This is a genomic window from Arthrobacter sp. ISL-69, assembly GCF_018613775.1.
GTDB lineage: Bacteria > Actinomycetota > Actinomycetes > Actinomycetales > Micrococcaceae > Arthrobacter.
The window spans coordinates 17883-41517 of record NZ_JAGGPO010000007.1; the positions used below are offsets into that span (position 1 = coordinate 17883).

Annotated in this window: 20 protein-coding genes and 2 riboswitches; of the genes, 15 read left to right on the forward strand and 5 right to left on the reverse strand. The window is 66.3% G+C overall.

Going from position 1 to position 23635, the window contains the following annotated elements; translation table 11 throughout:
* Positions 1–4: 4 nt before the first annotated feature.
* Both J7I79_RS03505 and J7I79_RS03510 read right to left on the reverse strand, forming a co-directional pair.
* On the reverse strand, positions 5–2509 hold the full coding sequence (locus J7I79_RS03505; protein WP_214950355.1) for a helicase-associated domain-containing protein: 2505 nt from the start codon (positions 2507–2509) through the stop codon (positions 5–7).
* A gap of 10 nt (positions 2510–2519) precedes the next feature.
* On the reverse strand, positions 2520–2753 hold the full coding sequence (locus J7I79_RS03510) for a hypothetical protein (RefSeq protein ID WP_214950357.1): 234 nt from the start codon (positions 2751–2753) through the stop codon (positions 2520–2522).
* Positions 2754–2937: 184 nt separating this feature from the next.
* On the opposite strand from J7I79_RS03510, the gene J7I79_RS03515 reads away from it, so the two are divergent.
* Genes J7I79_RS03515 through J7I79_RS03525 form a run of 3 tightly spaced genes read left to right on the forward strand, consistent with a single transcriptional unit; the run spans position 2938 to position 5338 of the window.
* Positions 2938–3321, forward strand: a complete 384-nt coding sequence (locus J7I79_RS03515; RefSeq protein WP_011690655.1) for a cold-shock protein — start codon at positions 2938–2940, stop codon at positions 3319–3321.
* A gap of 8 nt (positions 3322–3329) precedes the next feature.
* Entirely contained in the window at positions 3330–3944 is a 615-nt protein-coding gene (locus J7I79_RS03520; RefSeq protein WP_214950359.1) for a DUF3027 domain-containing protein, read from the forward strand.
* 44 nt (positions 3945–3988) lie between these two features.
* Positions 3989–5338, forward strand: coding sequence for an MFS transporter (locus tag J7I79_RS03525; protein WP_251042345.1), 1350 nt, complete (start codon positions 3989–3991; stop codon positions 5336–5338).
* 23 nt (positions 5339–5361) lie between these two features.
* On the opposite strand, the gene serC is transcribed toward J7I79_RS03525, so the two are convergent.
* Complete coding sequence (serC, locus tag J7I79_RS03530) at positions 5362–6492, reverse strand: phosphoserine transaminase (RefSeq protein ID WP_214950363.1); 1131 nt, start codon at positions 6490–6492, stop codon at positions 5362–5364.
* A 382-nt stretch (positions 6493–6874) separates the two neighbouring features.
* Here serC and J7I79_RS03535 point away from each other — a divergent pair, with 382 nt between their 5' ends.
* From J7I79_RS03535 to J7I79_RS03575, 10 genes are all read left to right on the forward strand, one after another.
* Positions 6875–7570: a metal-dependent transcriptional regulator gene (locus J7I79_RS03535; protein WP_104173688.1), complete on the forward strand. Its 696-nt coding sequence runs from the start codon at positions 6875–6877 to the stop codon at positions 7568–7570.
* A gap of 110 nt (positions 7571–7680) precedes the next feature.
* Positions 7681–7924, forward strand: a riboswitch (cyclic di-AMP (ydaO/yuaA leader).
* 3 nt (positions 7925–7927) lie between these two features.
* On the forward strand, positions 7928–8755 hold the full coding sequence (locus tag J7I79_RS03540) for a M23 family metallopeptidase (RefSeq protein ID WP_214950365.1): 828 nt from the start codon (positions 7928–7930) through the stop codon (positions 8753–8755).
* 114 nt (positions 8756–8869) lie between these two features.
* A riboswitch (cyclic di-AMP (ydaO/yuaA leader) is annotated at positions 8870–9063 on the forward strand.
* A 70-nt stretch (positions 9064–9133) separates the two neighbouring features.
* Positions 9134–9796 carry a C40 family peptidase gene (locus J7I79_RS03545; protein ID WP_214950366.1) on the forward strand — a complete coding sequence of 221 codons (663 nt, stop codon included), beginning with the start codon at positions 9134–9136 and terminating at the stop codon, positions 9794–9796.
* A 138-nt stretch (positions 9797–9934) separates the two neighbouring features.
* On the forward strand, positions 9935–10690 hold the full coding sequence (locus tag J7I79_RS03550; RefSeq protein WP_214950368.1) for an NlpC/P60 family protein: 756 nt from the start codon (positions 9935–9937) through the stop codon (positions 10688–10690).
* A gap of 222 nt (positions 10691–10912) precedes the next feature.
* Positions 10913–11413 (forward strand): HNH endonuclease, encoded by a 501-nt coding sequence (locus J7I79_RS03555; protein WP_028271305.1) that lies wholly within the window; start codon positions 10913–10915, stop codon positions 11411–11413.
* A gap of 47 nt (positions 11414–11460) precedes the next feature.
* Complete coding sequence (locus tag J7I79_RS24125) at positions 11461–12078, forward strand: NTP transferase domain-containing protein (RefSeq protein WP_311380508.1); 618 nt, start codon at positions 11461–11463, stop codon at positions 12076–12078.
* Between the two features lie 61 nt (positions 12079–12139).
* The gene (locus tag J7I79_RS24130; protein ID WP_311380509.1) at positions 12140–12508 is read left to right on the forward strand and encodes a DUF6457 domain-containing protein; all 369 of its coding nucleotides are present in this window, start codon (positions 12140–12142) and stop codon (positions 12506–12508) included.
* The gene (locus tag J7I79_RS03565; RefSeq protein ID WP_214950370.1) at positions 12505–14022 is read left to right on the forward strand and encodes a molybdopterin molybdotransferase MoeA; all 1518 of its coding nucleotides are present in this window, start codon (positions 12505–12507) and stop codon (positions 14020–14022) included. The genes J7I79_RS24130 and J7I79_RS03565 overlap by 4 nt, the downstream gene beginning before the upstream one ends.
* A 71-nt stretch (positions 14023–14093) precedes the next feature.
* Positions 14094–14966, forward strand: a complete 873-nt coding sequence (gene fdhD / locus J7I79_RS03570; RefSeq protein ID WP_214950372.1) for a formate dehydrogenase accessory sulfurtransferase FdhD — start codon at positions 14094–14096, stop codon at positions 14964–14966.
* A gap of 169 nt (positions 14967–15135) precedes the next feature.
* Positions 15136–18162, forward strand: coding sequence for a glycoside hydrolase family 38 C-terminal domain-containing protein (locus tag J7I79_RS03575; protein ID WP_214950375.1), 3027 nt, complete (start codon positions 15136–15138; stop codon positions 18160–18162).
* 188 nt (positions 18163–18350) lie between these two features.
* Here the strand turns inward: J7I79_RS03575 and J7I79_RS03580 are convergent, their stop codons facing one another.
* Complete coding sequence (locus J7I79_RS03580; protein ID WP_214950377.1) at positions 18351–19085, reverse strand: hypothetical protein; 735 nt, start codon at positions 19083–19085, stop codon at positions 18351–18353.
* Complete coding sequence (locus J7I79_RS03585) at positions 19082–19831, reverse strand: hypothetical protein (protein ID WP_214950379.1); 750 nt, start codon at positions 19829–19831, stop codon at positions 19082–19084. The genes J7I79_RS03580 and J7I79_RS03585 overlap by 4 nt, the downstream gene beginning before the upstream one ends.
* A 183-nt stretch (positions 19832–20014) precedes the next feature.
* On the opposite strand from J7I79_RS03585, the gene J7I79_RS03590 reads away from it, so the two are divergent.
* Both J7I79_RS03590 and J7I79_RS03595 read left to right on the forward strand, forming a co-directional pair.
* A complete protein-coding gene (locus tag J7I79_RS03590) occupies positions 20015–21724 on the forward strand; it encodes an ABC-F family ATP-binding cassette domain-containing protein (protein WP_251042346.1) in 1710 nt (569 codons plus the stop codon).
* Positions 21721–23634: an ABC transporter ATP-binding protein gene (locus J7I79_RS03595; protein ID WP_214950381.1), complete on the forward strand. Its 1914-nt coding sequence runs from the start codon at positions 21721–21723 to the stop codon at positions 23632–23634. Before J7I79_RS03590 ends, J7I79_RS03595 begins: the two co-directional genes overlap by 4 nt.
* Position 23635 lies beyond the last annotated feature (1 nt).

The window sequence follows — 23635 nt, forward strand, 5'->3', positions numbered from 1 at the left end:
CTGGTCACTGCTGGAATTCCTCTTCCGCCTCAATATCGATGATCCGGTGAATGGAGAGCACCCGCTCGGTTTCGCGGGCGGGGTCGAACACCCTGACCCGTCCTCCGGTCACAGAAACCGGAACAACCGTTTCCCGGCTGGAATTCCCCTGGCTGTCCACAACGTTCATCACCACGGACTGCCGGAGCCGGATGGCCTTCTGCAGGGTTTCGAGCCCGAGCTGCGTTGCCTCCTCACCCGTTGATCCCGCCGGCGGGCGGTGGCTCCCGTTGCCGTTCCCGCCGTGGGGGCCCTTGTGGCTGCGGAGAATCACCAGCTGGGCGTCGACGTCGGCCTCCGGAGGCGCCGTCCGCGGCGCGCTGTACACCGGGCGCCCGCTGCCCGGAACGGCAGTGGTGCGGCGTAGCCGGACCAGCGTTGATTCCGGTTCCTCGACGGCCGGCGACAATCCCAGGGCACGCAAAACCTGGGCGGTTTCCTTGGGCCCCGCGCGGGATATGAGGACTGTGGGCGCGATGCGTACCAGCCCCAGCCCGGACGCGCCGGATTCCTTGACCAGCTCCAGCAGGGCGTCCTCATCGTCGCTCTGGATAAAACTGGAGGCGCCGCCCACCCGGAGCCTGCCGTGACGCGCCGCGGTGTCCTCCACGAGGTACTCAAGCGGCTGCGGCACCGCGGTGGCCGAATGCTCGCGCAGGAAGCCCAACAAACTGGCGGCGTCGTGGCCGGCGTCGAGGGCGCGACGGATCGAGGCCACCGAGAAGCGGTAGATAGTGGCCGGACCCTGGCCCTCGGCGTCGGCCATCATAAGCAGCTTTTCGCTCAGCTCAGGTGCCAGGTATCCCGGCGCCACAGCGGTAAGGTCGGCCTGCAGCAGGACGTGGTTGAGTGCGGCCGGCAGATGCTCTCCCAGGATGTCCAAAGCCTCATCCGGACGCTCGGCGGCCATGGCCGAGCCCAGCTGGCTGAGCGCACCCGAACCGATGAGGCCGAGCATTTCGGCTTCGGCGAGGACACCGCGGATCAGCGAACTAAAACGCCTGGCCATGCGCGGCTGGGTCCACTCGGCCCGTTGCAGCACCGCCGCGGCATCAAGCACCGGCGCCTTGCCATCCGCCTCGGCCGCCTCAAGCGTAAGTTCGTTCAGGATCTCCAGAATCCGTTTCCGGACCACTGGGGCGTCGGGCCGCTGGGCTTCAGCGGACAGTGCGTTGATGGTGGTGCCGGCCGCTGCACGATGCGGGGCGGGGCCCGCGCCGGGGCCGGTGATGGGCTGCCCCACCAACGACGGGGCGCGCTCGCTGGCCAGCCAGGCATTGACCAGCCACAGCCACTGCTCCTGCCGCGGCAGCGTAAGCCACTCCAGCTGCTCTGGCTGGACCCAGGCGGAGCTGTCAACGTCAAGCCGGAGGAGTCCGGCGAGGGCGCAGAGCTCCACCAGCAGGCCGGCGTCGTGCAGTTCGATCCGGAGCGAGTCGGCCAGCCGCTTCATCTCGCGCACCCCGACGCCGCCGCTCCGCAATGTCACGAGCGGCTGCTCGCGCACGCAGTACAGGAGGTCGCCTGTCAGCCGGAGGGTTTCCGCGATGGCGCCCAAGGCGGCATTGCGCCGCAGTGCCGCCGTGGTCTGTCCAAGCCTGGGGACAGGGGGAGTCAGGGTGAAATCCTCGATCACGGCGCCGCCGCGGAGCGAGATGCCCACGCTGTGCGGCAACTCCACGTGCGCGGCGTCCAGCGGGACCAGCAGGCCCCTCGCCAGGAGCCAGTCCACCGGGCCGACGTCGGAACCTTCGTTAAGGACTGAAGCGCGCCGTTGAGCCTGGGGGACCGCGCCCATGGCCCAGTTCCCGAAGCGTGCCAGGAGCCCGGTGGTCCGCTCCGGGGCCGTGGCGAGGATCCGGTTCAGCGCCTCCGGCGTGGCCGTCCAGTGCTGCAGCGCCAGGGCGGCTTCCATGGGCGTTGTTGCGGGATGGATGGCGGCACCGCTGTGGTGCAGCTCGGCTACGAGTTGCACCACGCGCTGGGCGAAGGCCGGCTGGAGCCGGACCAGCTCCGTGTAGCTACGGCCCAGCCCGGCCGGATAAATTCCCACGACGTCCCGAAGGCTTCCCACCGGAAGATAGAACCGCTGGCGGGGACCGGCAGGCAGCGCGGCGCCGTGCGGAGGATCGGCACGGTGCACCAGGGCCAGTTCCTCAAGGGAATGCAGGATCCGTTCAATGGCGGAAAGCGACGCGCCGTGGACCAGTTTCTTCAGCCCCGCGGCCGAAGCGCTGTGGGCAGTGTCCGTGTTGGTGCAAAGGTGAAGGGTCTCCAGGACCTGCATCTGCGGCCGGTTCAGCCGCTCCAGCGCCCGTTGCACACTGACTCGTGCGCTGGCCCGGGCCGCCAGGGCCGGGAAGTCCGGAACGTTCGGTGAGATGAGGTCCGGCCGCGCGGAGAACAAGGCCCGCAACGAGTCATCGCTGCGTGCCTCCAATTCCTTGCTGAGCGCGCGAATAAGGGACATCAGTCCAACGTTACCGCCCGCCGGACTTTCCTGCCCGGCGCCGGGCGGCAACGCCGTCGATCACCAGGATAATCATCAGGAGGAATGCCAGCGGCAGGCCGTACAAGGCAAAGGACGTGACCCACACCGGGGCTGCGCTGCCGGCAAAGGCAATGGCCATGACGGCGCCCACGGCGGCCAGGGAAAAAACGGCAATGACCGCCGCAACTATCATCAGTGGCCGCCGGTAGCGGGAGGGTGTCATGGAAGTAACGCTAACAGCCCGGCTGTGCCCGTGCCGCAAAGCGGGAAACCGGGTCCCGGCAGGATAACCTTGAAGATACAGACCAACATGGTCCAGGCAGTCATACCCTGAACCCGCATATCAATGCGGATGCGGTGGACGCCGGCCGTGTCACAGGAAGTCCAGAACGAAGAAGGTTGATTACGTGCCTACCGGCAAGGTCAAGTGGTATGACAAGGAAAAAGGCTTCGGATTCCTCGCGGGCGAGGACGGCCAGGAAGTATTCCTGCCCAAATCCGCCCTGCCCGAGGGCGTAACGGAGCTCAAGGCCGGCACCCGGGTGGAGTTTGGCGTGGCTGACGGACGCAAGGGCGCACAGGCGCTCGGGTTGCGCGTGCTGGACAAGACACCGTCCATCGCCAAGGCAAAGCGTCCCAGCGCCAAGGACCTGGCCCCCCTGGTCCAGGACCTGGTGACCGTGCTGGATAACCTGTCCGGAACGCTGTCCGCCGGAAAGTACCCGGAAGGCAACAAGGCCAAGGCGATTGCCGCCGCCCTCCGTAAGGTTGCCGACGAGCTGGACGCTTAGGCATCCGTATGACTTCCGAACCTGATCAGGGCGCCCCCAAACCGGCCTCAAGGCCCCGTGCCGGTGTCCCCGTATGGCGCACCGGCAAGCCGGATGCCGTGCTCGCTGCAGCCGCCGACTTTGCCCGGACTGCGGTTGGGGGCATCGCCCCGGCCTCGCAGATCGGACGGCACCTGGGTGCGAAGACCGAGGGGGACCGTGTTGTCACGCATCTCTTTGAGTCCCTGCTGGCCGGGTACCAGGGGTGGCAGTGGTACGCGGTGCTCACACGCAATTCACGTTCCAAGGTCATCACGGTGAACGAACTCGGCCTGTTGCCCTCGGAGGATTCAATCCTTGCGCCGGAATGGGTGCCGTGGGCAGAACGGGTTCGCCCCGAAGATGCCCAGGATGATGAAACTGCGGACGCCGAAACTGCGGACGCCGAAACTGCGGACGCCGGCGCAGCCGTCGACGGGATCGCCGTGGACGCTGCGGACGACGCAGCCGCGGACGATACGGCCCCGGACCTGATGGGCGAGGCAACCGTTTTCGACGACGACGAGGCACCCGTTTCCGACGACGACGAGGATGCCGGCCACCCGGAATCAGACGCCGGCCAATCCCTCCGCGAGGCTGACTAGCCAGCTGAAATAACGGGGACCAGGCAACACGGGGGCCGGCGATGATGTCCACCTTCAAGTCCCTGCATATCCTCAACTACCGGCTCTGGTTCGTTGGTGCCCTGATATCCAATATCGGGACCTGGATGCAGCGCACCGCCCAGGACTGGCTGGTCTTTGACCATCTGACAGATCATGACGCGGGGGCCATGGGCATCACCATGGCCCTGCAGCTGGGGCCGCAGCTCTTCCTGGCGCCCGTGGCCGGCCTGGTGGCGGACCGCTTCAACCGGCGGCACCTCCTGGTGCTGACCCAGTCCACCATGGCGCTGCTGAGCACCGGGCTGGGCCTCCTGGTGGTCCTCGGCGCCGGGCAGCTGTGGCATGTCTACGCTTTTGCCCTGCTCCTGGGCCTTGTTTCCGCCCTGGACGCACCCGTGCGGCAGACCTTCGTCTCCGAGTTGGTGCGGGACGACTACCTGCCGAACGCGGTGGCACTCAACAGTGCCTCCTTCAACGTCGCCAGGATGATCGGACCCGCGGTGGCCGGCGTGCTGACGGTGGCCGTCGGACCGGGATGGGTTTTCCTGATCAACACCACCACGTTCCTGGCCCTCCTGTTCAGCCTGTGGAAGATTCCCGCTTCATCCCTGCGCCTCCTTCCCCGCGCGGCTCCCGGCAAGGGGAGGATCCGTGAAGGACTTCGTTACGTACGGTTCCGCCCGGACCTCGTGGTGGTCCTCGTGGCCGTATTCATTGTGGGCACCCTCGGCCTGAACTTTGTCCTGTTCATCGCGGCCATGGTGGGTACAGAATTCGGTTTGGACGCCGGTGCCTTCGGGCTGATGAATTCCATCATGGCCATCGGCTCCGTGGCCGGCGCGCTGCTGTCCGCCGGCCGAAGCAGGCCACGGCTGCCGATCATTTTCGGAGCAGCCGGCGCGTTCGGCGTCACGTCAGGGCTGGCGGCCCTGGCACCCAGCTACTTCTGGTTCGGCGTGGCCCTGGTGCCGGTGGGGCTCTTTGCCATCACGATGATGACCAGCGCGAACGGCTACGTGCAGACCACCACGGACCCGGTCATGCGCGGCCGGGTGATGGCCCTCTACATGGCCATCTTTATGGGCGGAACCCCCATCGGGGCGCCCCTGGTCGGCTGGGTGGCCAACGTTGCAGGGCCGCGCTGGTCCATGTCCGTGGCCGCGGTTTCCGGGCTGCTGGCCGCGCTGATCGGAATGGTGTGGATCATCCGGGCAAAGCAACTGAGGCTGGGCTTCAACCGACGTGCCCGGGGGATGCGGTATTTCCGACTGGTATCCGGCGCGTCCGGCTACACCGGCGAAGCGGAAAGACAAGAAGGCAAAGAAGAAGGCGCCGTCCGGGAACAAAACCCGGACGACGCCGTCGAACGCTAACGGGGTCAGCGTCGGCTGATGCGTTACTTCCGCAGTTCGCCCACTACGTAGTCGATGCTGGACAGGAGGGCCGAGATGTCGTCCGGCTCGATCGCAACGAAGGTGGCGATGCGCAGCTGGTTGCGCCCCAGCTTGCGGTAAGGCTCCGTGTCCACAATCCCGTTGGCGCGGAGGACCTTGGCGATTGCCGCGGCATCAATGGAGTCGTCGAAATCGATCGTGGCGATCACGTTTGAGCGGTCTTCGGCCTTGGTGACAAACGGCGTGGCGTACTCGGAGGCCTCGGCCCAGGAGTAGATGCGTCCGGCTGAATCGGCGGTGCGGGCAGCGGCAAAATCGAGGCCGCCGCTGGCGTTCAGCCACTGCACCTGCGCGTCCAGCGTCACCAGGGTAGCAAGTGCCGGGGTGTTGTACGTCTGGTTCAGGCGGGAGTTGTCAATGGCGGTCTGCAGGTCCAGGAAGTCCGGGATCCACCGGCCGCTTTCCTTGATCCTCGCGGCACGCTCCAGCGCGGCGGGGGAGAAGAGGCCCAGCCACAGGCCGCCGTCGGACGCGAAGTTCTTCTGCGGCGCAAAGTAGTAAACGTCGGCTTCTGAGACATCCACATCCAGGCCGCCCGCGGCGGACGTGGCATCCACCAGGACCAGCGATCCCTCATCCGCACCGGCAACCCGCTTGACCGGGGCAGCCACACCTGTGGACGTTTCGTTCTGCGGCCAGGCGTACACGTCCACGCCCGCTTCTGCCTGGGCTGTGGGCCGTGTGCCGGGCTCGGCCTTGAGGATGGAGGAGGCGTCCAGGAACGGAGCCTTGTTCGTGGCGGAGGCGAACTTGGAGCCGAACTCGCCGAAGGAAAGGTGCTGGGCCTTGCTGTCCACCAGGCCGAACGCCGCGATGTCCCAGAACGCGGTGGAGCCACCCACGCCAAGAACGACCTCGTAGCCCTCCGGCGCGCGGAAAAATTCGCTGAGGCCGTTGCGGACCGATCCCACGAGGTTCTTCACCGGGGCCTGGCGGTGGGAGGTACCCAGCAACGTGGCGGACGCGGCGGAAAGTGCCTCGATCTGCTCCGGGCGGACCTTTGAAGGCCCGGCGCCGAACCGTCCGTCCTTGGGCAGGAGGTTGGCGGGGATAGTGATGCTGGTGTCGCTCACGATGGCTCCAATTTTTTCGGCGTGGACGTGGGAGAGGCCCGGCAGTACACGGGTTCCTGCCGGAGGAATCCCCTATATTCTGCCTGACGTGCCTGCGGGGGACGGAACGGCACCCGTCATAGTCCAGTCACTGAGACATCCCGGCGGTCGGCGCACTTCAGTTGCGCCGGCTGTACTGCGGCGGATTATCCGGAGTAATTCAAAATAGGCTAGGCTTGACTTTGACGTACAGCGGGCCGCGACCCCGGCCGGGCTGATCCCCGGGAGGGCTGTTCCCAAGGCTGATCGGTGGATGAAGATCCACTTGACGAGACCGACGGAGAACGCCTCCGCGCGGTACGGTGGGACTGACGCAAGGACTGTGCTCGAGGAGCTGAGCTGGATGACGGATCTGATCGACACCACGGAGATGTATCTTCGGACAATCTTGGAGCTTGAGGAAGAGAACATCGTGGCTCTCCGCGCCCGGATTGCCGAACGGCTGCGCCACTCAGGGCCCACCGTTTCGCAGACCATCGGCCGGATGGAGCGCGACGGGCTGGTGGTTGTTTCCGGCGACCGGCACCTTGAGCTCACCGAAACCGGCCGGAAACGGGCCACCGAAGTCATGCGCAAGCACAGGCTCGCGGAACGGCTCCTGGCTGACGTCATCGGCCTTGACTGGGCGTATGTCCACGACGAAGCCTGCCGCTGGGAACATGTCATGAGCGAGCGCGTTGAACGGCGTATCTTCGAACTCCTGAACCACCCCACTGTTTCCCCCTACGGCAATCCCATTCCCGGCCTGGCGGCGCTTGGCGGCCAACCGGCTCCTCTGTTCACGGACGGTGTGGTGAACCTGCTCGACGCCATGACCGGGTACGGGGCCGACTCGCGCATTACTGTCAGCCGCCTGGCCGAACCCATCCAGGTTGAACCGGAGCTGCTGGTCCAGCTGGATGAAGGCGGAATCCGGCCGGGTGCGACGCTCGCCCTGGAGCGGGTAGGGGAGTACATCTCGGTGCGCGTGCCTGAAATCGAAGGCGCCCTCGAGCTGCCGCCGGAAGTTGCGGCCCACGTGTTTGTTACCGTCAGCTAACCGCCCACATCATAGGACCACCTACAACTCACTGAGACGTAGATAACGGAATTATTACCGCGCTGATTAATCACCTATAGTTGGGGACTAGCGCCGATACTAAAGCGTTACCTGATCCGAAGCCGAGCTCTGCCAGCGGATCAGTGTACGAATCACCTCCTGGCAGAGGCGGGGGAACCACTACCGGCCGTTGAAAGACGGCCTTGGGGTGAAGTCCGTCAGCGGCAAGTCATCTCCGACGAAGGAATCCTTAGGGATACCCCTGTGCCGGATGCCTTGCATTGGCGGACCGGGTCTTTGATCTCTCTGACCCGAATCCGACAGCTAACTCCGCAGGCTATCCAGAGAGGATATTTCTTGACCACGCAGACCGTCAGGGGCCGCCGCAGGGCGACTGGTCCCGCTTCGGAGTACCCCGTGGCCGAAGCCGTTATGACGGTCAGGCCACGCGATGCACATCGTGATGCGCGCCGGCGCCGGAGCCTGTTCAGTCAGGTCACGGAGTTCGCTTCCGCGAGCGGTGTGGGTCAGAAGGCCGGCATTGCCCTGGCCGCCACCGGACTGGTCCTCACTGTGACCGTCCCGTCAACCGGACCCATGATGAGCACAGCGGACACCGGAAACACGTCCGCGGCCGCCGCATCTGTAGCGGCGCAGCCTGAGGTTTCCGCGGCTGCAGGCGCCAAAATCGACTTCAACCGGACCTATATCGCCACCAAGGGCGATCCCGACGGCAAGCTCAAGCAGCTGCTGAGCGCGCAGTCCGCCGGCACCATTACCCGTGCAGCGTCCACCGGAAGCCTCGGGGCACCGCTGGCGCAGATGGTTTCCGCATCCCCCTTCGGCTTTCGGGTCAGCCCGATCACCGGCGGCACCGGCGAATTCCACCGCGGGCAGGACTATGCGGCCCAGTGCGGCACAAGTGTCATGGCCGCGGCCAGCGGAACGGTGACGTTCACCGGATGGCACCCCTACGGCGGCGGAAACCGCGTGGTGATTGACCACGGCAACGGCCTGGAGACCACGTATAACCACTTGTCCTCGTCCAACGTCCAGGTAGGCCAGAAGGTCAGCCGTGGCGACGTTGTGGCCCTCAGCGGGACCACCGGCGCCTCCACGGGCTGCCACCTCCATTTTGAAGTGATGGTCAACGGCGAAGTCGTTGACCCCACCGGCTGGCTCTGATCCAATCCGATGGAACACTCTCGCATTCCCGTGACATGCCGTGACCTGAATGTGACATTCACACGGAATTCCTGTACCGTCTAAAGCACGCCAACTTTTCCGAAGTTGGCGCTCTTGAGTGGATTGCCTAACTCTGCCACCGCTCAAGGTCCGTTCGCATTACATCGTCTGGCAGAGGCGGGGGAACCAATTTTGGTCTTCGCAAGAAGACCTTGGGGTTAAGTCGCAAAGCTTCCCAGGAAGCCGAGTGGCCGGGTGACTCCCATCCGAATCCGACAGCTCACCTCGTAGGCATTGGGAGAGGCTACCTTCGTGTCTACACGTCACAATTCTGCGCGCCACCGTGCGCAAACGGTTCGTACGAACCCGTTGAACTCCGTGTCCAAGGCTGTTACTGCCAACGCCGGGACCGTAGGTCGCCAGGCGGCTGTCATTGCAGCCGCGTCCGGACTGATCCTCAGCGTTGGTATGCCGGCAAACGCCGCAGACACCAACCTGGGAGTGTCCGCTTCCACGGAGTCCGGCTCACAGTCGGCCCAGCTGGCCGTTACCGCGGAACCGACAGCGACTATTTCCTTCGAGCGTCCGGCAGTGACCACGAAGGCAGCGCCCAAGGTTGAAACCTTACGGGCTCAGTCGACCGGTTCAGATTCAACTGAGGCTGACGGAGAAGCGAAGGCGGGCAAGCTCGCCGACGCCGTTTCCTCCGCTGCCGCATCGGGCCTCGCCGCGATCGCCTACACCGGGATCGGCAGCCCCTACGTCTGGGGCGGCACCACCCCCAGCGGCTGGGACTGCTCAGGCTTCACCCAGTGGGTCTACGCCCAGGCCGGCATCAGCATCCCTCGCACCAACGCATGGAACGCCATGAAGCCTACCGCCACCCCGGCGCCTGGCGACCTGGTCATGCAAAACGGCGGCGCTCACGTTGGCATCTACGTCGGCAACGGCATGATGATCAGCGCGCTGAACCCGTCGCAGGGCACCATCCTGCACGCCGTGTCCGCCACGGGCACGTCTGCGTTCTACACGCTTCGCTAAAACACGCGCTTCCCTTCGCTGAAGCGCGCGTAATTCGCTAAAAACCCGTTCGGGCCGTTCCGGCTTACCCCCAAGATGCCGGAGCGTCCAAAAACCGCGGCCTGCCACGCAGTCTGAGGAAAACGAAAGAGAGAAATAATGACTACTCGTGCCATCGCACGGCACCGCGCCGAGGTTACCAAAACCAACTCGCTTGCTGTCATTGCCAAGGCCGTCGGCGACAACGCCGGTGGCATGGGCCGTCAGGCTGCGGTTATCGCTGCTGCTTCCGGTCTGGTCCTGACGAGCGGTATCGCAGCCAACGCTGCCGACACCAATGTTCAGCGCGAAGCAACCTCCGCTTCCACCCTGGAAGTTCAGTCTTCCGCTCCGGCCAACATCTCGGCCGCTTCCAGCATCGCCATCTCCTTCGAGAAGCCGGCTGTTTCCACCACCCCGGCCCCCGTCGTGGAGGCTCCGAAGCCGGTCGTCGAGGTTCAGGAAGCTGCTCCCGAGGCCGCTCCCGCAGCCGTTGCGGCAACTGTGTCCGCCCCGGCAGCTCCCGCCGCGCCCGCCGCCGCCAGCGGAAACGGTGCTTCCATTGCAGCAGCCGCTTACGCCCAGCTCGGTGTTTCCCAGGACTGCACCGCCCTGGCCACGAACGCGCTTGCTGCTGTGGGCATCAACTACCACGGCTGGCCGGCAGGTTACCTGTCCCTGGGCCGCACCGTGAGTGCAGCCGAGGCACAGCCGGGCGACCTCGCGTACTACGAAAACGGCGGCATGGGCATGGCCCACATCGCTGTATACGTCGGCAACGGCCAGGCTGTGCACGGTGGCTGGAACGGTGGAACCACCTCCCTGTTCAGCGTCAACGTCGGCTCCGGCCCGGTCTTCATCCGCGTTGGCGGCTAAAGCCTCCGGCTAGCGACTTCCAGAAGAACCCCTGCCATCGGCAGGGGTTCTTCTGCGTTTCCGGCAGGTGAATTTTTACCGACACGCAGCGTGTGGTAAAGGCCCGATTCGGTGATCGGGCACTTGAGTGTTTACTCTTGTGTTGTCGATCCATAGCCCGGACAAGCAGAGGGCAGCCGGCCCTCGAGCCCCTGACGGGTGCGGCCGTGAAGAGGTATGTGCATGCGCACTCTCGTTCTTAATGCTGGATATGAACCGCTGGCGGTTGTGACCTTCCGCCGGGCGCTGGTTCTTGTGCTGACCGGAAAAGCAAGCGTGGTGGCCGAAGGCGACGATCCTGTCGTAGGGCCGCAGGAGATCCTGGGCCGCCCGTCCGTGATTCTCCTCAACCGCTACATCCGGCCCCGGTACAACACAATCACGGCTGTGAGCCGCCGGGGCGTGCTGCGCCGTGACGGCCACCGCTGCGCCTATTGCGGTAAGGCAGCACACACCATTGATCACGTCCACCCGAAATCGCGGGGCGGTGCGGACTCCTGGGAAAACCTGGTGGCCGCCTGCCTGCGGTGCAACAACGTTAAGGGTGACCACACGCCGGCCGAGATGGGCTGGAAGCTCCGGTTCGTACCGGCGCCTCCGCACGGCACCATCTGGCAGATCAAGGAGCTGGAGAAGCCCACGCCAGCGTGGGACCCTTTCCTTCTGCCCGAATCCGCCGCCTGAGGCGTCACGTCTGCACCGGTCCAAGTGTCCGGGGCTAGGCTGGCCATGTGGAGTTTGATGCCTTGATTCTGGCCGGCGGGCGCTCATCGCGCCTGGGCGGCGTGCCCAAGTCCCAGCTCGTGTACGACGGCGCCACCCTCCTGGCGCTGTCGCTGGCAGCATCCGCCGGTGCGGCCGCCACGGTAGTGGTGGGACCTGACCCGGGCGCGTTGCCACCGGGCGTTCTGACGTGCCGCGAGGAGCCGGCGTTCGCGGGACCTGCGGCGGCGATCGCTGCAGGGTTGGCGTCCCTTGACCGCTCGCGTGGCCCGCTCCGGGCGGCGTTGACGCTGATCCTGGCCTGCGACATGCCCAAAGCGGACCAGGCCGTTGCCGCCCTGCAGGCCGCCCTGGCCCATGACAGCCGGAATGCCACCGAATCCGAAGGAGTCATGGCGGTTTCTCCGGATGGCCGCAAACAGCCGCTTGCAGGCTTTTATGGCACAGCTGCGCTAGAACGCGCGGTGGACGAAATGGAGAAGAGCGGGGGGCTCACAGGGGCATCAGTCTTCGCCCTCCTTGCTAGGCTTGACGTGCGGGCTGTTACTGTCCCTGCCGGCGCCACGGATGACGTGGACACGTGGGACGATGCCACCGCGTTAGGGGTGTCCCGCCAGGGGTCATGATCCACCGTTGGTGGGGGACCGTGCAGTGGCACCGCAACTGAATTTGAGTATGGAGGCAACAGTGAAAAGCCAGGACGAAACGCTGGAGGACTGGTGCCGGGCCCTGCTGCAAGCCTTCGAGCTGGAGGACGTCGAGGTGGACGTCAATGAAGTGCTTGCGCTGGCCGGCGTCGCCGCCCATTCGGTGGTGCGGCCGGCGGCGCCGCTGACCACTTTCATCGCCGGCTTCGCGGCGGGCATGGCATCGGGTTCGGGGCAGGCGCCGGATGCGGTCTCAATGCAGGCGGCCCTGGGAGTGGCACGGGCGCTGGCAATGGATTACGCAGCGGCCGACTCCACAGCTGGCCCGACTGATCCGGCCGGCCCCGGTTCGGTGCGGACCGACGCTGCGCCCGGACCGTCGGTCAGCAGTGGGAACACCGGCGCATGACGGCTGCGCCGCCGGACGGGGGTGACGCCGCCAGCGACGGGCCCGAACGCGGCGAAACCGAAGATTCAGCCGACCCACGCCCTGGCGGAGGCGCCAGCGGGTCATCCGCCGATCCCGGAGCTGAGGACGCCGCTGCCACGGCAGCCGGGTCCGCCGATACGGGGCACAGCCATTTGGCGCACACCTGGCAGGAGGCCCGGCAGGCATCATTCGATTGCGCAACTCCCATTCCGCCCGGGCTGGTGCCGCTCAGGAATGCCCTGGGCCGAACGCTCGCAGCCGATATTACGGCGCTCCAGGACATGCCGCACTACGCGTCGTCCGCCATGGACGGCTGGGCAGTCAACGGCACAGGGCCCTGGATCCTGGCGGACCCCGGACATCGGCTAGCACCCCATCAAGCCAGCCCCATCGTCACCGGCGGCCTCATTCCGCCCGGGGCGAAGGCTGTTCTCCGCAGCGAGAGCGGCACGATAACCACGGACGACGAAGGGCTCCCGGTCCTGGCCCTCGGCGGGGCCGCACGGCCCGGCGAACCGAAGAACGGCCAGCACATCCGGAAGGCGGGCGAGGAAGCGGCTGGCGGGGACATGCTGGTCAAAAGTGGCACGGTCCTGAACCCGGCCCACCTGGCCCTCGCGGCGCTGGCCGGCCATGACGCCCTCCGGGTCCAGGGGAAACCTGTGGTGAAGCTCCTGCTGACAGGATCGGAGGTGGTCACGGCAGGCCTGCCCGCGCCGGGCAAGGTCCGTGACACCTTCGGCCCACAGCTTGGAGCCGTGGTTGAAATGCTTGGTGGCATCAGCGCCGGGCAGGAGAAGATCGGCGACGACTACGACGAATGGCTTGCCGCCCTGGAAGACACCGGGCCGGATGACGGGTCAGGGCTCCGGCAGGAAACAGGGGAGCCAGCAGCTGAAGAGGCGCCTGCAGACGTCGTCATCACCACCGGCGGAACCGGCCGTTCCGGGACCGACCACCTCCGCCGGGCTGTCGCGGAACTCGGCGGCCGTCTATTGATCGACGGCATCGCCATGCGTCCCGGGCACCCGGCGGTCCTCGCCGAGCTGCCGGACGGCCGCTTCATCCTTGGGCTGCCCGGCAACCCCCTTGCCGCGATGATGGCGCTCTGCACGGTGGGTGCGCCGCTGCTGGCAGCATTGGGCCACGGAACACTGCCGCCGGTCGGTGAAGTGCCGTGCGGAACGATGATCGACCCGGATCCGGGACGGACACGGTTGATGCCGTTCAGGCTCCTGTACGGCATGGCATCCCCGGCCCAGCACGCAGGTCCCGGCATGATGCGCGGCCTTGCGGCGGCGGACGGCGTCCTGGTGGTTCCGCCGCACGGCGTTCAGCTGGGGGAGGCGGTGCCCGCCTTCGCCTTGCCCTGGGGCGCGCCGATCCAGCAGGCGGAACCTGCAGCCGCGAAGCCCAGGACTGCTCCACGCAAGGCTTCCCGGAAGCCCGCGGCTTCGGACGGTCCCGTGGACTGGAGCGAACTGCTGGGCTAATACGGTCCCCGCTGGTGAAGGCGGTCCCGGCTTGCAATGATGGTCATATCCCGCACTGTTAGGAGCACATCGTGGCCCGCATGACGCAACGCCGCAAGATCCACAAGTTTGTCCTGGACGGTTCACCCCAGTCCCTTGAATTTCCCGTGCGGCACCGGGAAGATGTGCTGGCGGTGGAGGAGCCGCTGGAAATACGGCTGGGATCCCTTCCCTTTACCGTAACCATGCGGACGCCCGGAGACGATTTTGACCTTGTGGCAGGATTCCTGGTGTCCGAGGGCATCATCTGGGCCCCCGAGCAGCTCGTCTCGCTGCGGTTTTGCGCGGGCGAGGACGAGAACGGCGTGCAGACCTTCAACGTTGTGGAAGCGCAGCTGCGGCCCGACGTCGTCCTCCCTGACAGGGGACGGAACATCTTCACCTCAAGCTCGTGCGGCATCTGCGGCACCGATTCCATCGACGCCGTCCGCAAGTCGTCGCACTTCAGCCCCGCGGCGGATCCCCTGACTGTCCCTGTGGAAACGTTGTCCGGGCTGCCGGACCAACTCCGGGCGGCGCAGGCCGTCTTCGAGGCCACTGGGGGTGTCCACGCCGCCGGGCTCTTCCGGATCACGGACGACGGCGGCACTGAGCTGTTGTGCCTGCGTGAGGACGTAGGGCGCCACAACGCCGTGGACAAAGTGGTTGGCTGGGCGCTGCGGGAACGGCTGCTGCCGCTGACGGGCACGGTCTTGCAGGTCTCCGGGAGGGCCTCATTCGAACTCGTGCAGAAGGCCGCCCTCGCCGGCATCCCGGTGCTGGCCGCTGTCAGTGCACCTTCCAGCCTGGCCGTGGAGCTGGCGGAAGCCAGCGGCATGACGCTGGCAGGCTTCAGCAGGGGCAACAGGCTAAATGTCTATGCCGGACGACACCGGATCACGGCTCCCGCACCGGTGCCCGGATAGGCAAAGCGCTTGGATTAACGGACTGGGCGCAGTAGATTTTATCCATCGATTGGACGCGCCGCTCCGCTCCTTCGGCCGAGTTCCGGGGCCAGCGCATAAGCTGAGCGGCCAGGCACGTACCGCGAACCAGCTGTCAGCTCCCAGGCCACCGGCATTAAAGAGGACCACATTGCACGACGACCGCCGCATCACGGAAGTCCGTCTCGACCGCTTCATGCGCGAACGCGTCGACCCCGCGGTATACACCCGCAGTGTCCCGCTGAATCTCAGCAGCTGGGATGTGCCGGACGAGCCTGTCCCTGTCATGGAAGCCCTGCGCCACGACTTCACCCCGCTCGAGCACGGATCCGCATGGGGCGGTCCCTGGGGCACCAAATGGCTGAGGTTGCAGGGCGAGGTTCCTGACTCATGGGGAACCGCTCCTGACACCGCCGTGGAGATCGTCGTGGACCTCGGCTTCACTCGCGAGCTACCCGGCTTCCAGTGCGAAGGCATAGCGTGGCGGCCGGATGGCACCATCATCAAGGCCATTTCGCCGAGGAACCAGTACATTCCACTGAAGCTCCTCGGCAGCGGAATCGCAGTGGACTTTTACGTCGAAGCCGCCGCCAACCCCGATGTGGCACAGGGCTGGACGTTTGCAGCCATGCCGTATGGCGACAGGGCCACGGCGGGACAGAGTCCCAAGTACCGGCTCGGCGCCCTCGCCATCGCCGAGCTCAACCAGACTGTCTGGGAGCTCCAGCAGGATGTCTGGACCCTCAGCGGCCTCATGCACGAACTCCCCATGGAGCTCCCGCGCCGCCATGAGATCCTGCGGGCCCTGGAACGGATGCTGGACATCATGGACCCCGATGATGTTGCGGGGACCGCAGCCGCCGGCCGCGAAGCCTTGGCTGAAGTGCTGTCCCGTCCGGCCTACGCCTCCGCCCACCAGCTGGTTGCCACGGGCCACGCGCACATCGACTCTGCATGGCTTTGGCCTGTCCGGGAGACCATCCGCAAATGCGCCCGGACGTTCTCCAACGTGGTGGCACTGATGGACGAGTCGCCGGACTTTGTTTTCTCCTGTTCGTCCGCCCAGCAGCTGGCCTGGATGAAGGAGTTCTATCCGGAGCTGTTCGGCCGGATCCGGGAGAAGGTCAAGGCCGGGCAATTCGTGCCGGTCGGCGGCATGTGGGTGGAATCCGACACCAACATGCCAGGCGGCGAGGCGATGGCCCGGCAGTTCATCGAAGGGAAGAAGTTCTTCCTGGATGAATTTGGCGTGGATTGCCAGGAAGCCTGGCTGCCTGATTCCTTTGGATACTCAGGTGCGCTGCCCCAGATCGTAAAGGCGGCCGGCAGCAAGTGGTTCCTGACCCAGAAGATCTCCTGGAACCAGGTCAACAGGATGCCGCACCACACGTTCAACTGGGAAGGGATTGACGGCACCCGGCTGTTCACCCACTTCCCGCCCGTTGACACCTACAACTCGGAACTGAGCGGCCGCGAACTGGCGCACGCCGAACGGAACTACCGGGACCACGGCCGCGGCACCGTCTCGCTGGTCCCGTTCGGTTACGGCGACGGCGGCGGCGGACCAACCCGGGAAATGATCGCCGCAGCCCACCGCACGGCCGACCTCGAAGGCTCCCCGAAGGTGCGGATCGGCACTGCCGCCAACTTCTTCACGCAGGCGCAGGCTGAATACACGTCCCTGCCCGTGTGGGTGGGGGAGATGTACCTGGAACTGCACCGCGGAACGTACACCAGCCAGGCAAAAACCAAACTGGGCAACCGGCGCAGCGAACACCTGCTCCGGGAAGCCGAACTGTGGTGCGCCACCGCCTCCGTCCGCACCGCGGGCGGGTTCGCCTACCCGGCGGTCGAACTGAAACGCCTGTGGCAACTGGTCCTGCTTCAGCAGTTCCATGACATCCTGCCCGGGAGTTCGATCGCGTGGGTCCACCAGGACGCCGAGCGGAACTATGCGGCCGTCGCGGATGCCCTTGAGGCCATCATCGCCGGCGCCGCGCGCGCCGCACTCGGGGAGGGCACCAGCGAGTTCCTGCTCAACGCCGCACCGCACGAACGCAGCGGTGTTCCCGCCCTGGCCGCCGCCGAAACCGTCCGGAGCGACCACCCGGTGACGGTGACCGAATCCGGCGGGGGCTACATCCTGGACAACGGCGTGATCAGGGCCGTGCTGGACGCCAACGGACTCCTGACCTCGCTTCTGGACTATGCCAGCGGCCGCGAAGCGATTGCCCCGGGCCAATTCGGGAACCATCTGGAACTCCACCGCGATACGCCCAACGAATGGGACGCATGGGACATTGACGAGTTCTACCGCCGGAACGTCACCTCACTGACCGAAGCGCGTTCGGTGACGCTGGAGCGGGGCGGCTGGGACGCCGTCGTGGTGGTGGAACGGCTGGCCGGATCGTCAGCCATCACCCAGCGGATCTCGCTTGAGGCCGGCTCCGGATCACTGAGCATCCTGACCGCCGTGGACTGGCAGGAACGGGAAAAGCTTCTCAAGATCGGCTTCCCGCTGGACGTCCGGGCGGACCGCTCAGCGTCGGAGACCCAGTTCGGGCATGTGTTCCGGCCAACCCACACCAACACGTCCTGGGAGGCGGCGAAGTTCGAAATCTGCGCCCACCGCTGGATCCACGTGGCGGAGCCGGGCTATGGCGTGGCGGTGTCCAACGCGTCCAGTTACGGTCACGACGTCACCCGCAGCGTGAGGGACGACGGCGGCACCACCACTACGGTCCGCACGTCGCTGCTGCGTGCCCCCAAGTACCCGGATCCGGGTGCGGACCGTGGCCGGCACGAACTCCTGGTGACCGTCAGGCCCGGGGCGGCCATCGCCGACGCCGTGGAAGAGGGCTACCGGACCAACCTTGCACCGCGCATCGTGAAGGGCGCGCACGCCGTCAGCCCCCTGTTCACGGTGTTCAACCAGGGAATCGTGGTCGAGGCGGTGAAGCTGGCGGAAGACGGCTCCGGCGATGTCATTGTGCGTCTCTACGAATCCCTGGGGGAGCGGTCCGAGGGAATGGTGACGGCCAACTTCGACACGAAGGAAGTGCGCGCCGTGGATCTGCTGGAGCGTCCAATTGCGGGCCAGGGCGTGACAGCGGGCCTGGATTCCGCGAAACTGACGCTCCGCCCGTTCCAGCTCGTGACCCTGCGATTCACCCGCTGAGGCGCAACGGCCGTTAAACAGGCTGAGTGGGGGCGGTCCCCAACGGCCCGCCACCACTCATCCCCCCAATAGCGCTCAGTGGCTGCCCGGCGTCGAACGGATTGTCCCCATTCCCGACTCCCGGCAGAAGCCACTTTCACACATTCATGATTCTCTCATGTTCTAATGATTTTGTGAAAGCCCTAACTCTACTTTGCAGTAGATGACCTTTGCGGGGCGGATTGCGTTGCCCGAACCCTTGCGATCCAGAAGGCGGCGAGGCCCACCACGAAGCACAGCGCGGCCCCGTAATTGATGACGAACTTCAGGGGAGTCAACTGTGCCGGGAAGAAGGGGAACAGCAGGCTCACGGTCAGGCAGACACCGCCGATGGCCAGCAGGAGGGCACCCGCCCGCACCAGCCCCGGCAGCCGGCCGCCAACCGCCTTCACCATGGCGGGGAGGAGGACCAGGGAAACGTAGGCCGGGTAGGCGCGCCCGGCTGCACCGTAATACTCCACCAGGTGGGCATTGCGGGTGCTGCGCTCGTACACCGCAATGAGCCCCGCCGACGAGCCAAACGAATCCATCATGGTGAAAAAGACGACCATGACGGCAGAGATGAGGCCAAACACCAGCAGTCCGGGCAGCCCGACCAGCCAGCGCCTCTGTTTATCGGCGCCGAAGGCATTAACGCAACGCAGCCCAATGAAAAAGATGACGGCGAATAGGACGAAGCGCAGGATGAGGTTGGCGACGTTGCTGCCGCCGAGCAGGCCGTCGATGGCAACGTACGGGCCGTCAATGCTCAGGAGGATTGCGAGTGTGGCCAGCATGAAGATGTAAAAGAGTGACCTGTTCTCACCCCTGACCGCACTTGGAATTCGCGCCACCGCAGCGGCGCAGCAGACGGCCAGGGTGGACCATTGCAGGATCTCGATCATCCGAGGTTCTCCCAGATCGTTTTGGTTTGTTGGTTGTCTTGTTCCTGGCGCTTGAGGGTCCTTCCCAGCGCCTGCAGCCGCTCGCCGGCCAGGGCGGCGAGCTCGCCGTCGGACAAGGCGTCCAGGGCTGCCTGCCGTGCGCCGGGCGGCCAGCCGGCCTCGGACTCGGTAATCATTCCCGTGGCCACCAGGCCGCCCGTCGGCCCAACGCCGGCTGCCCTGGACGTGGCGATGGCCAACTCCGGGGTCAGCCGGTTGGCGGTCAGCTGCGCGGAGTAATTCTGGGGGGCGATCCCGGTGGCGGCGGAAACCCGGTGCCGGAGTTCGCCGTCGTCGATTGCGTCTACCCAGTTCTTCACGGAGGTCGTATGCGGCGCGGGTGTGAGCGGCGCGGGTGTGAGCGGCGGCCCATCCGCGTCGCCGCCGCCCGCTGCACCGGCGGAGCGGGCAATGACCGCACTCAGGAGGTCCATGGTGGCGATCTGGCTGACCAGTTCCGCGGCAGTGGGCAGCACGGGGCTTCCGGCAAGCTCGCTGTAACTCGCGAACGTGGCCAACGCCGCCACCGGGTTGATATTGAAGGCGCGGCTGATGCTGACGACGGTGCTTTCCGCCACCTTCCCGCGGACCAGCTGCTGCGCCAGGGTGGTCCGCTTGACCCCCGAGATCCTGCAGATATCGGCAGTGCTCGCCTGGGGCGCTATTCCGTGAAGCCAGCGTTGGAACGCCTTGGCGGGGAGTGGCATGGATGGCTTCCTGCGGGGTGGGGCGGTTGGAGTAGCGACAGTCGATTTTACGGCGGGGGGTATGTGAACTATGCTAGATGGTCGAACCCGTTGGTCCGTACACCCCCCAAGTCCGGACCAGCGGGTTCTTCCATGCCCGGCGGGATTTCAGGCCGTTTTGGGCCGCAGTGAGAGGATGGACTAATGACTGCAACCCTTGTTGCCAAAGATCTTTCGGGCGGTCACGACCACCGCACACTCTTCTCAAAACTCTCCCTCACCGTGGCCCCGGGCGACGTTGTGGGCGTTGTTGGCGCGAACGGCGCCGGCAAATCCACCCTTCTCCGGCTGCTGGCAGGGGTGGACCAGCCACTGGCCGGATCGGTGAGCCTGGCCCCGGCCGATGCCTTCGTTGGCTGGCTGCCGCAGGAACACGAACGCGTCGCCGGTGAGACAGTGGCGGGGTACGTCGCCCGCCGGACCGGCTGTGCACAGGCAACGGCAGACATGGAATCAACGGCGGAGGCCCTGGGCTCGGAAGCCGCCGGCGCCGATGACGCCTACTCCCTGGCCTTCGACCGCTGGATGGCCTCCGGTGCTGCGGACCTGGACGAACGGATCGCGCCGGTCCTTGCCGACCTGGGGCTGGACGTGGGGACGGAGGCGCTCATGACGGGGCTGTCCGGCGGGCAGGCGGCACGCGTGGCGCTGGCCGCCCTGCTGCTGAGCCGCTTCGACGTGGTCCTGCTCGATGAGCCCACCAACGACCTTGACCTCAACGGGCTGGCCAAGCTGGAGGCGTTCGTGCAGGGGCTCCGCGGCGGTGCGGTCCTGGTATCCCACGACCGTGAGTTCCTGGCCCGCTGTGTCACCACCATCGTGGAACTGGACCTAGCCCAGAACTCCGTGGCCGTTTACGACGGCGGCTACGAGGCGTTCCTGGAGGAACGCGCCGTGGCCCGCCGCCATGCCCGGGAGCGGTACGAGGAGTTCGCCAACACGAAGGCGGACCTCGTTTCCCGCGCCCGGACCCAGCGCGAGTGGAGCTCCCAGGGCGTCCGGAACGCCATGAAGAAGAGCCCTGACAATGACAAGATCCGCCGTGCGGCCTCCACCGAATCCTCGGAAAAGCAGGCCCAGAAAGTGCGGCAGATGGAATCCCGGATCGCCCGGCTCGACGAAGCGGAAGAGCCGCGCAAGGAGTGGCAGCTGCAGTTCAGCATCGGCCAGGCCCCGCGATCCAGTGCCATTGTGGCAACGCTGCGGGACGCCGTCGTCCACCAGGGTGACTTCACGCTGGGGCCGGTGAACCTGCAACTCAACGCCGGGGAGCGCATAGGCATCACCGGTCCCAACGGGGCCGGCAAGTCCACGCTGCTCCGGCTCCTGCTGGGGATCCGGCAGCCGGACTCCGGCAACGCCGCCATGGGCGCCTCTGTGGCCATTGGCGAAATCGACCAGGCCCGCGGTCTGCTGGCCGGTGACCTCAACCTCGGTGACGCCGTCGAGGCTGTCCTGACGGAGCTGACCCCGGCGGAAGTCCGCACCCTGCTGGCCAAGTTCGGACTCAAAGCGGACCACACCTCGCGCCCGGTCGACTCGCTCTCACCAGGCGAACGGACGCGCGCGGCGCTTGCCCTGCTGCAGGCCCGCGGCGTGAACCTTCTGGTCCTGGACGAGCCCACCAACCACCTGGACCTGCCCGCCATCGAGCAGCTCGAAGAGGCACTGGAAAGCTACGACGGCGCCTTGCTCCTGGTGACGCATGACCGCAGGCTGCTGGAAAATGTGCGCCTGGACGTCCGCTGGAACGTGGAGGACGGTGTGGTGACCGAACTACTCGCCGGTGGGTCCGTACCATCCGCGACATCACCAGGCGCCAGGAACGGCGCCATGAAAGGCCAGACACGATGAGCATGGACCGGGTAGCGTGGAGCTCCCTCTACAACATCACGCGGGCCGCCAGCGGTTCCAAGCCGTTCTCCAAGGCGACGCTCAAGCGCGTGTTCGGCTTCGCGCGGCCGCACCGCCGCAAGCTGATCGCCTTCGTGCTGCTCTCGATCGCCATGGCTGTCCTGGCCGTGGCCACCCCGGTCCTTGCCGGCCAGGTGGTGGACGCCATCATCGCAGGCGCCGGCACCGACGTCGTGATCCGGCTGGCGGTGCTCATCGCCGTCGTGGCCGTGGCCGAGGCCGGGCTGGGGCTCGTGACCCGCTGGCTGTCCTCCACCATCGGTGAGGGTGTGATCGTGGACCTGCGCACCAAGGTGTTCGACCACGTCCAGAAAATGCCCATCGCCTTCTTTACCCGCACCCGCACAGGGGCCCTGGTCAGCCGGCTGAACAACGACGTCATCGGCGCGCAGTCGGCCTTCGCCGGCACGCTGTCCGGCGTGGTCAGCAACGTGGTGGCCCTGGCGCTCACCCTCGTGGTCATGCTGGGCAAGTCCTGGCTGGTGACCGTGCTGGCCATGATCCTGCTGCCGATCTTCCTCATCCCGGCCCGCCGGATGGGTTCCAAGCTGGCCGACCTGCGGCGCGAGGCTGCCGAGCACAACGCCGCCATGGGTACCCAGATGACCGAGCGGTTCTCCGCGCCCGGCGCCACGCTGGTCAAGCTCTTCGGCCGCCCGGACGAGGAATCCCGTGAGTTCGCCGTCCGCGCCGGACGGGTGCGTGACATCGGTGTGCGCACCGCCATGCTCCAGTTCACGTTCGTCACCGCGCTGACGCTGGTCTCGGCTCTGGCCCTAGCCCTGGTGTACGGGCTGGGCGGCTGGCTTGCGCTGGGCGGCCAGCTCGCCGCGGGCGACGTCGTGGTGCTGGCACTGCTGCTCACCCGACTGTACGCGCCGCTCACCGCGCTCTCCAACGCCAGGGTGGAAATCATGAGCGCCCTGGTCAGTTTTGAGCGGGTCTTCGAAATCCTCGACCTCAAGCCCCTGATCCAGCAGAAGCCCGACGCCGTCGAGGTGCCGCCGGGTCCCGTCTCGGTGGAGTTCGACGACGTCCGGTTCGCCTACCCCGCAGCGGACAAGGTGTCGCTGGCGTCGCTCGAGGACGTCTCCACCCTGGACACCCGCGGCGGCGAAGAAGTGCTGCACGGCATCAGTTTCCGGGTGGAACCGGGCCAGACCGTTGCCCTGGTCGGGTCCTCGGGGGCCGGCAAGTCCACCATCGCCCAGTTGCTGTCCCGGCTGTACGACGTCGATTCGGGCGCCGTGCGCCTCGGCGGAACAGTGCCCGGGACCGGCCTGGACGTCCGTGACGCCACCTTTGATTCGATGCGGGCGACCCTCGGCATGGTGACCCAGGACGGGCACCTGTTCCACGAGTCCGTCGCGTCCAACCTGCGGCTGGCCCGCCCGGACGCCACCGAAGCGGACATGTGGGATGTGCTGCGCCAGGCCCGGCTCGAGTACATGATCCGGTCCCTGCCCGACGGCCTTGACACAGTGGTGGGAGAACGCGGCTACCGGCTTTCCGGCGGTGAACGCCAGCGCCTCACGATTGCCCGGCTGCTGGTCGCGCAGCCGCGCATAGTCATCCTTGACGAAGCCACCGCCGCCCTGGATTCCACCAACGAAGCGGCCGTGCAGGCTGCACTGGGGGCAGCGCTCGAGGGCCGCACCGCCGTCGTGATCGCCCACCGGTTGTCCACCATCCGCGCCGCGGACATGATCCTGGTGGTGGAGGACGGGGCCATCGTGGAACGCGGCACCCACACCGGGTTGCTCGCGGCGGAAGGCCGGTACGCGGAGCTCTACCGCACCCAGTTCGCGGAAGCGAACGCCGTGGTGGAAGAGGCCGTTCCGGAGTTCTAGG

What these genes read in the sequence shown, in the direction of transcription:
- J7I79_RS03595 (WP_214950381.1), top strand. Translation starts at nt 21,721, where the DNA reads ATGAGCATGGACCGGGTAGCGTGGAGCTCCCTCTACAACATCACGCGG.
- J7I79_RS03565 (WP_214950370.1), top strand. Translation starts at nt 12,505, where the DNA reads ATGACGGCTGCGCCGCCGGACGGGGGTGACGCCGCCAGCGACGGGCCC.
- J7I79_RS03550 (WP_214950368.1), top strand. Translation starts at nt 9,935, where the DNA reads ATGACTACTCGTGCCATCGCACGGCACCGCGCCGAGGTTACCAAAACC.
- J7I79_RS03535 (WP_104173688.1), top strand. Translation starts at nt 6,875, where the DNA reads ATGACGGATCTGATCGACACCACGGAGATGTATCTTCGGACAATCTTG.
- J7I79_RS03580 (WP_214950377.1), bottom strand. Translation starts at nt 19,085, where the DNA reads ATGATCGAGATCCTGCAATGGTCCACCCTGGCCGTCTGCTGCGCCGCT.
- J7I79_RS03520 (WP_214950359.1), top strand. Translation starts at nt 3,330, where the DNA reads ATGACTTCCGAACCTGATCAGGGCGCCCCCAAACCGGCCTCAAGGCCC.
- J7I79_RS03505 (WP_214950355.1), bottom strand. Translation starts at nt 2,509, where the DNA reads ATGTCCCTTATTCGCGCGCTCAGCAAGGAATTGGAGGCACGCAGCGAT.
- J7I79_RS03585 (WP_214950379.1), bottom strand. Translation starts at nt 19,831, where the DNA reads ATGCCACTCCCCGCCAAGGCGTTCCAACGCTGGCTTCACGGAATAGCG.
- J7I79_RS03555 (WP_028271305.1), top strand. Translation starts at nt 10,913, where the DNA reads ATGCGCACTCTCGTTCTTAATGCTGGATATGAACCGCTGGCGGTTGTG.
- J7I79_RS03510 (WP_214950357.1), bottom strand. Translation starts at nt 2,753, where the DNA reads ATGACACCCTCCCGCTACCGGCGGCCACTGATGATAGTTGCGGCGGTC.
- J7I79_RS03525 (WP_251042345.1), top strand. Translation starts at nt 3,989, where the DNA reads ATGTCCACCTTCAAGTCCCTGCATATCCTCAACTACCGGCTCTGGTTC.
- J7I79_RS03590 (WP_251042346.1), top strand. Translation starts at nt 20,015, where the DNA reads ATGACTGCAACCCTTGTTGCCAAAGATCTTTCGGGCGGTCACGACCAC.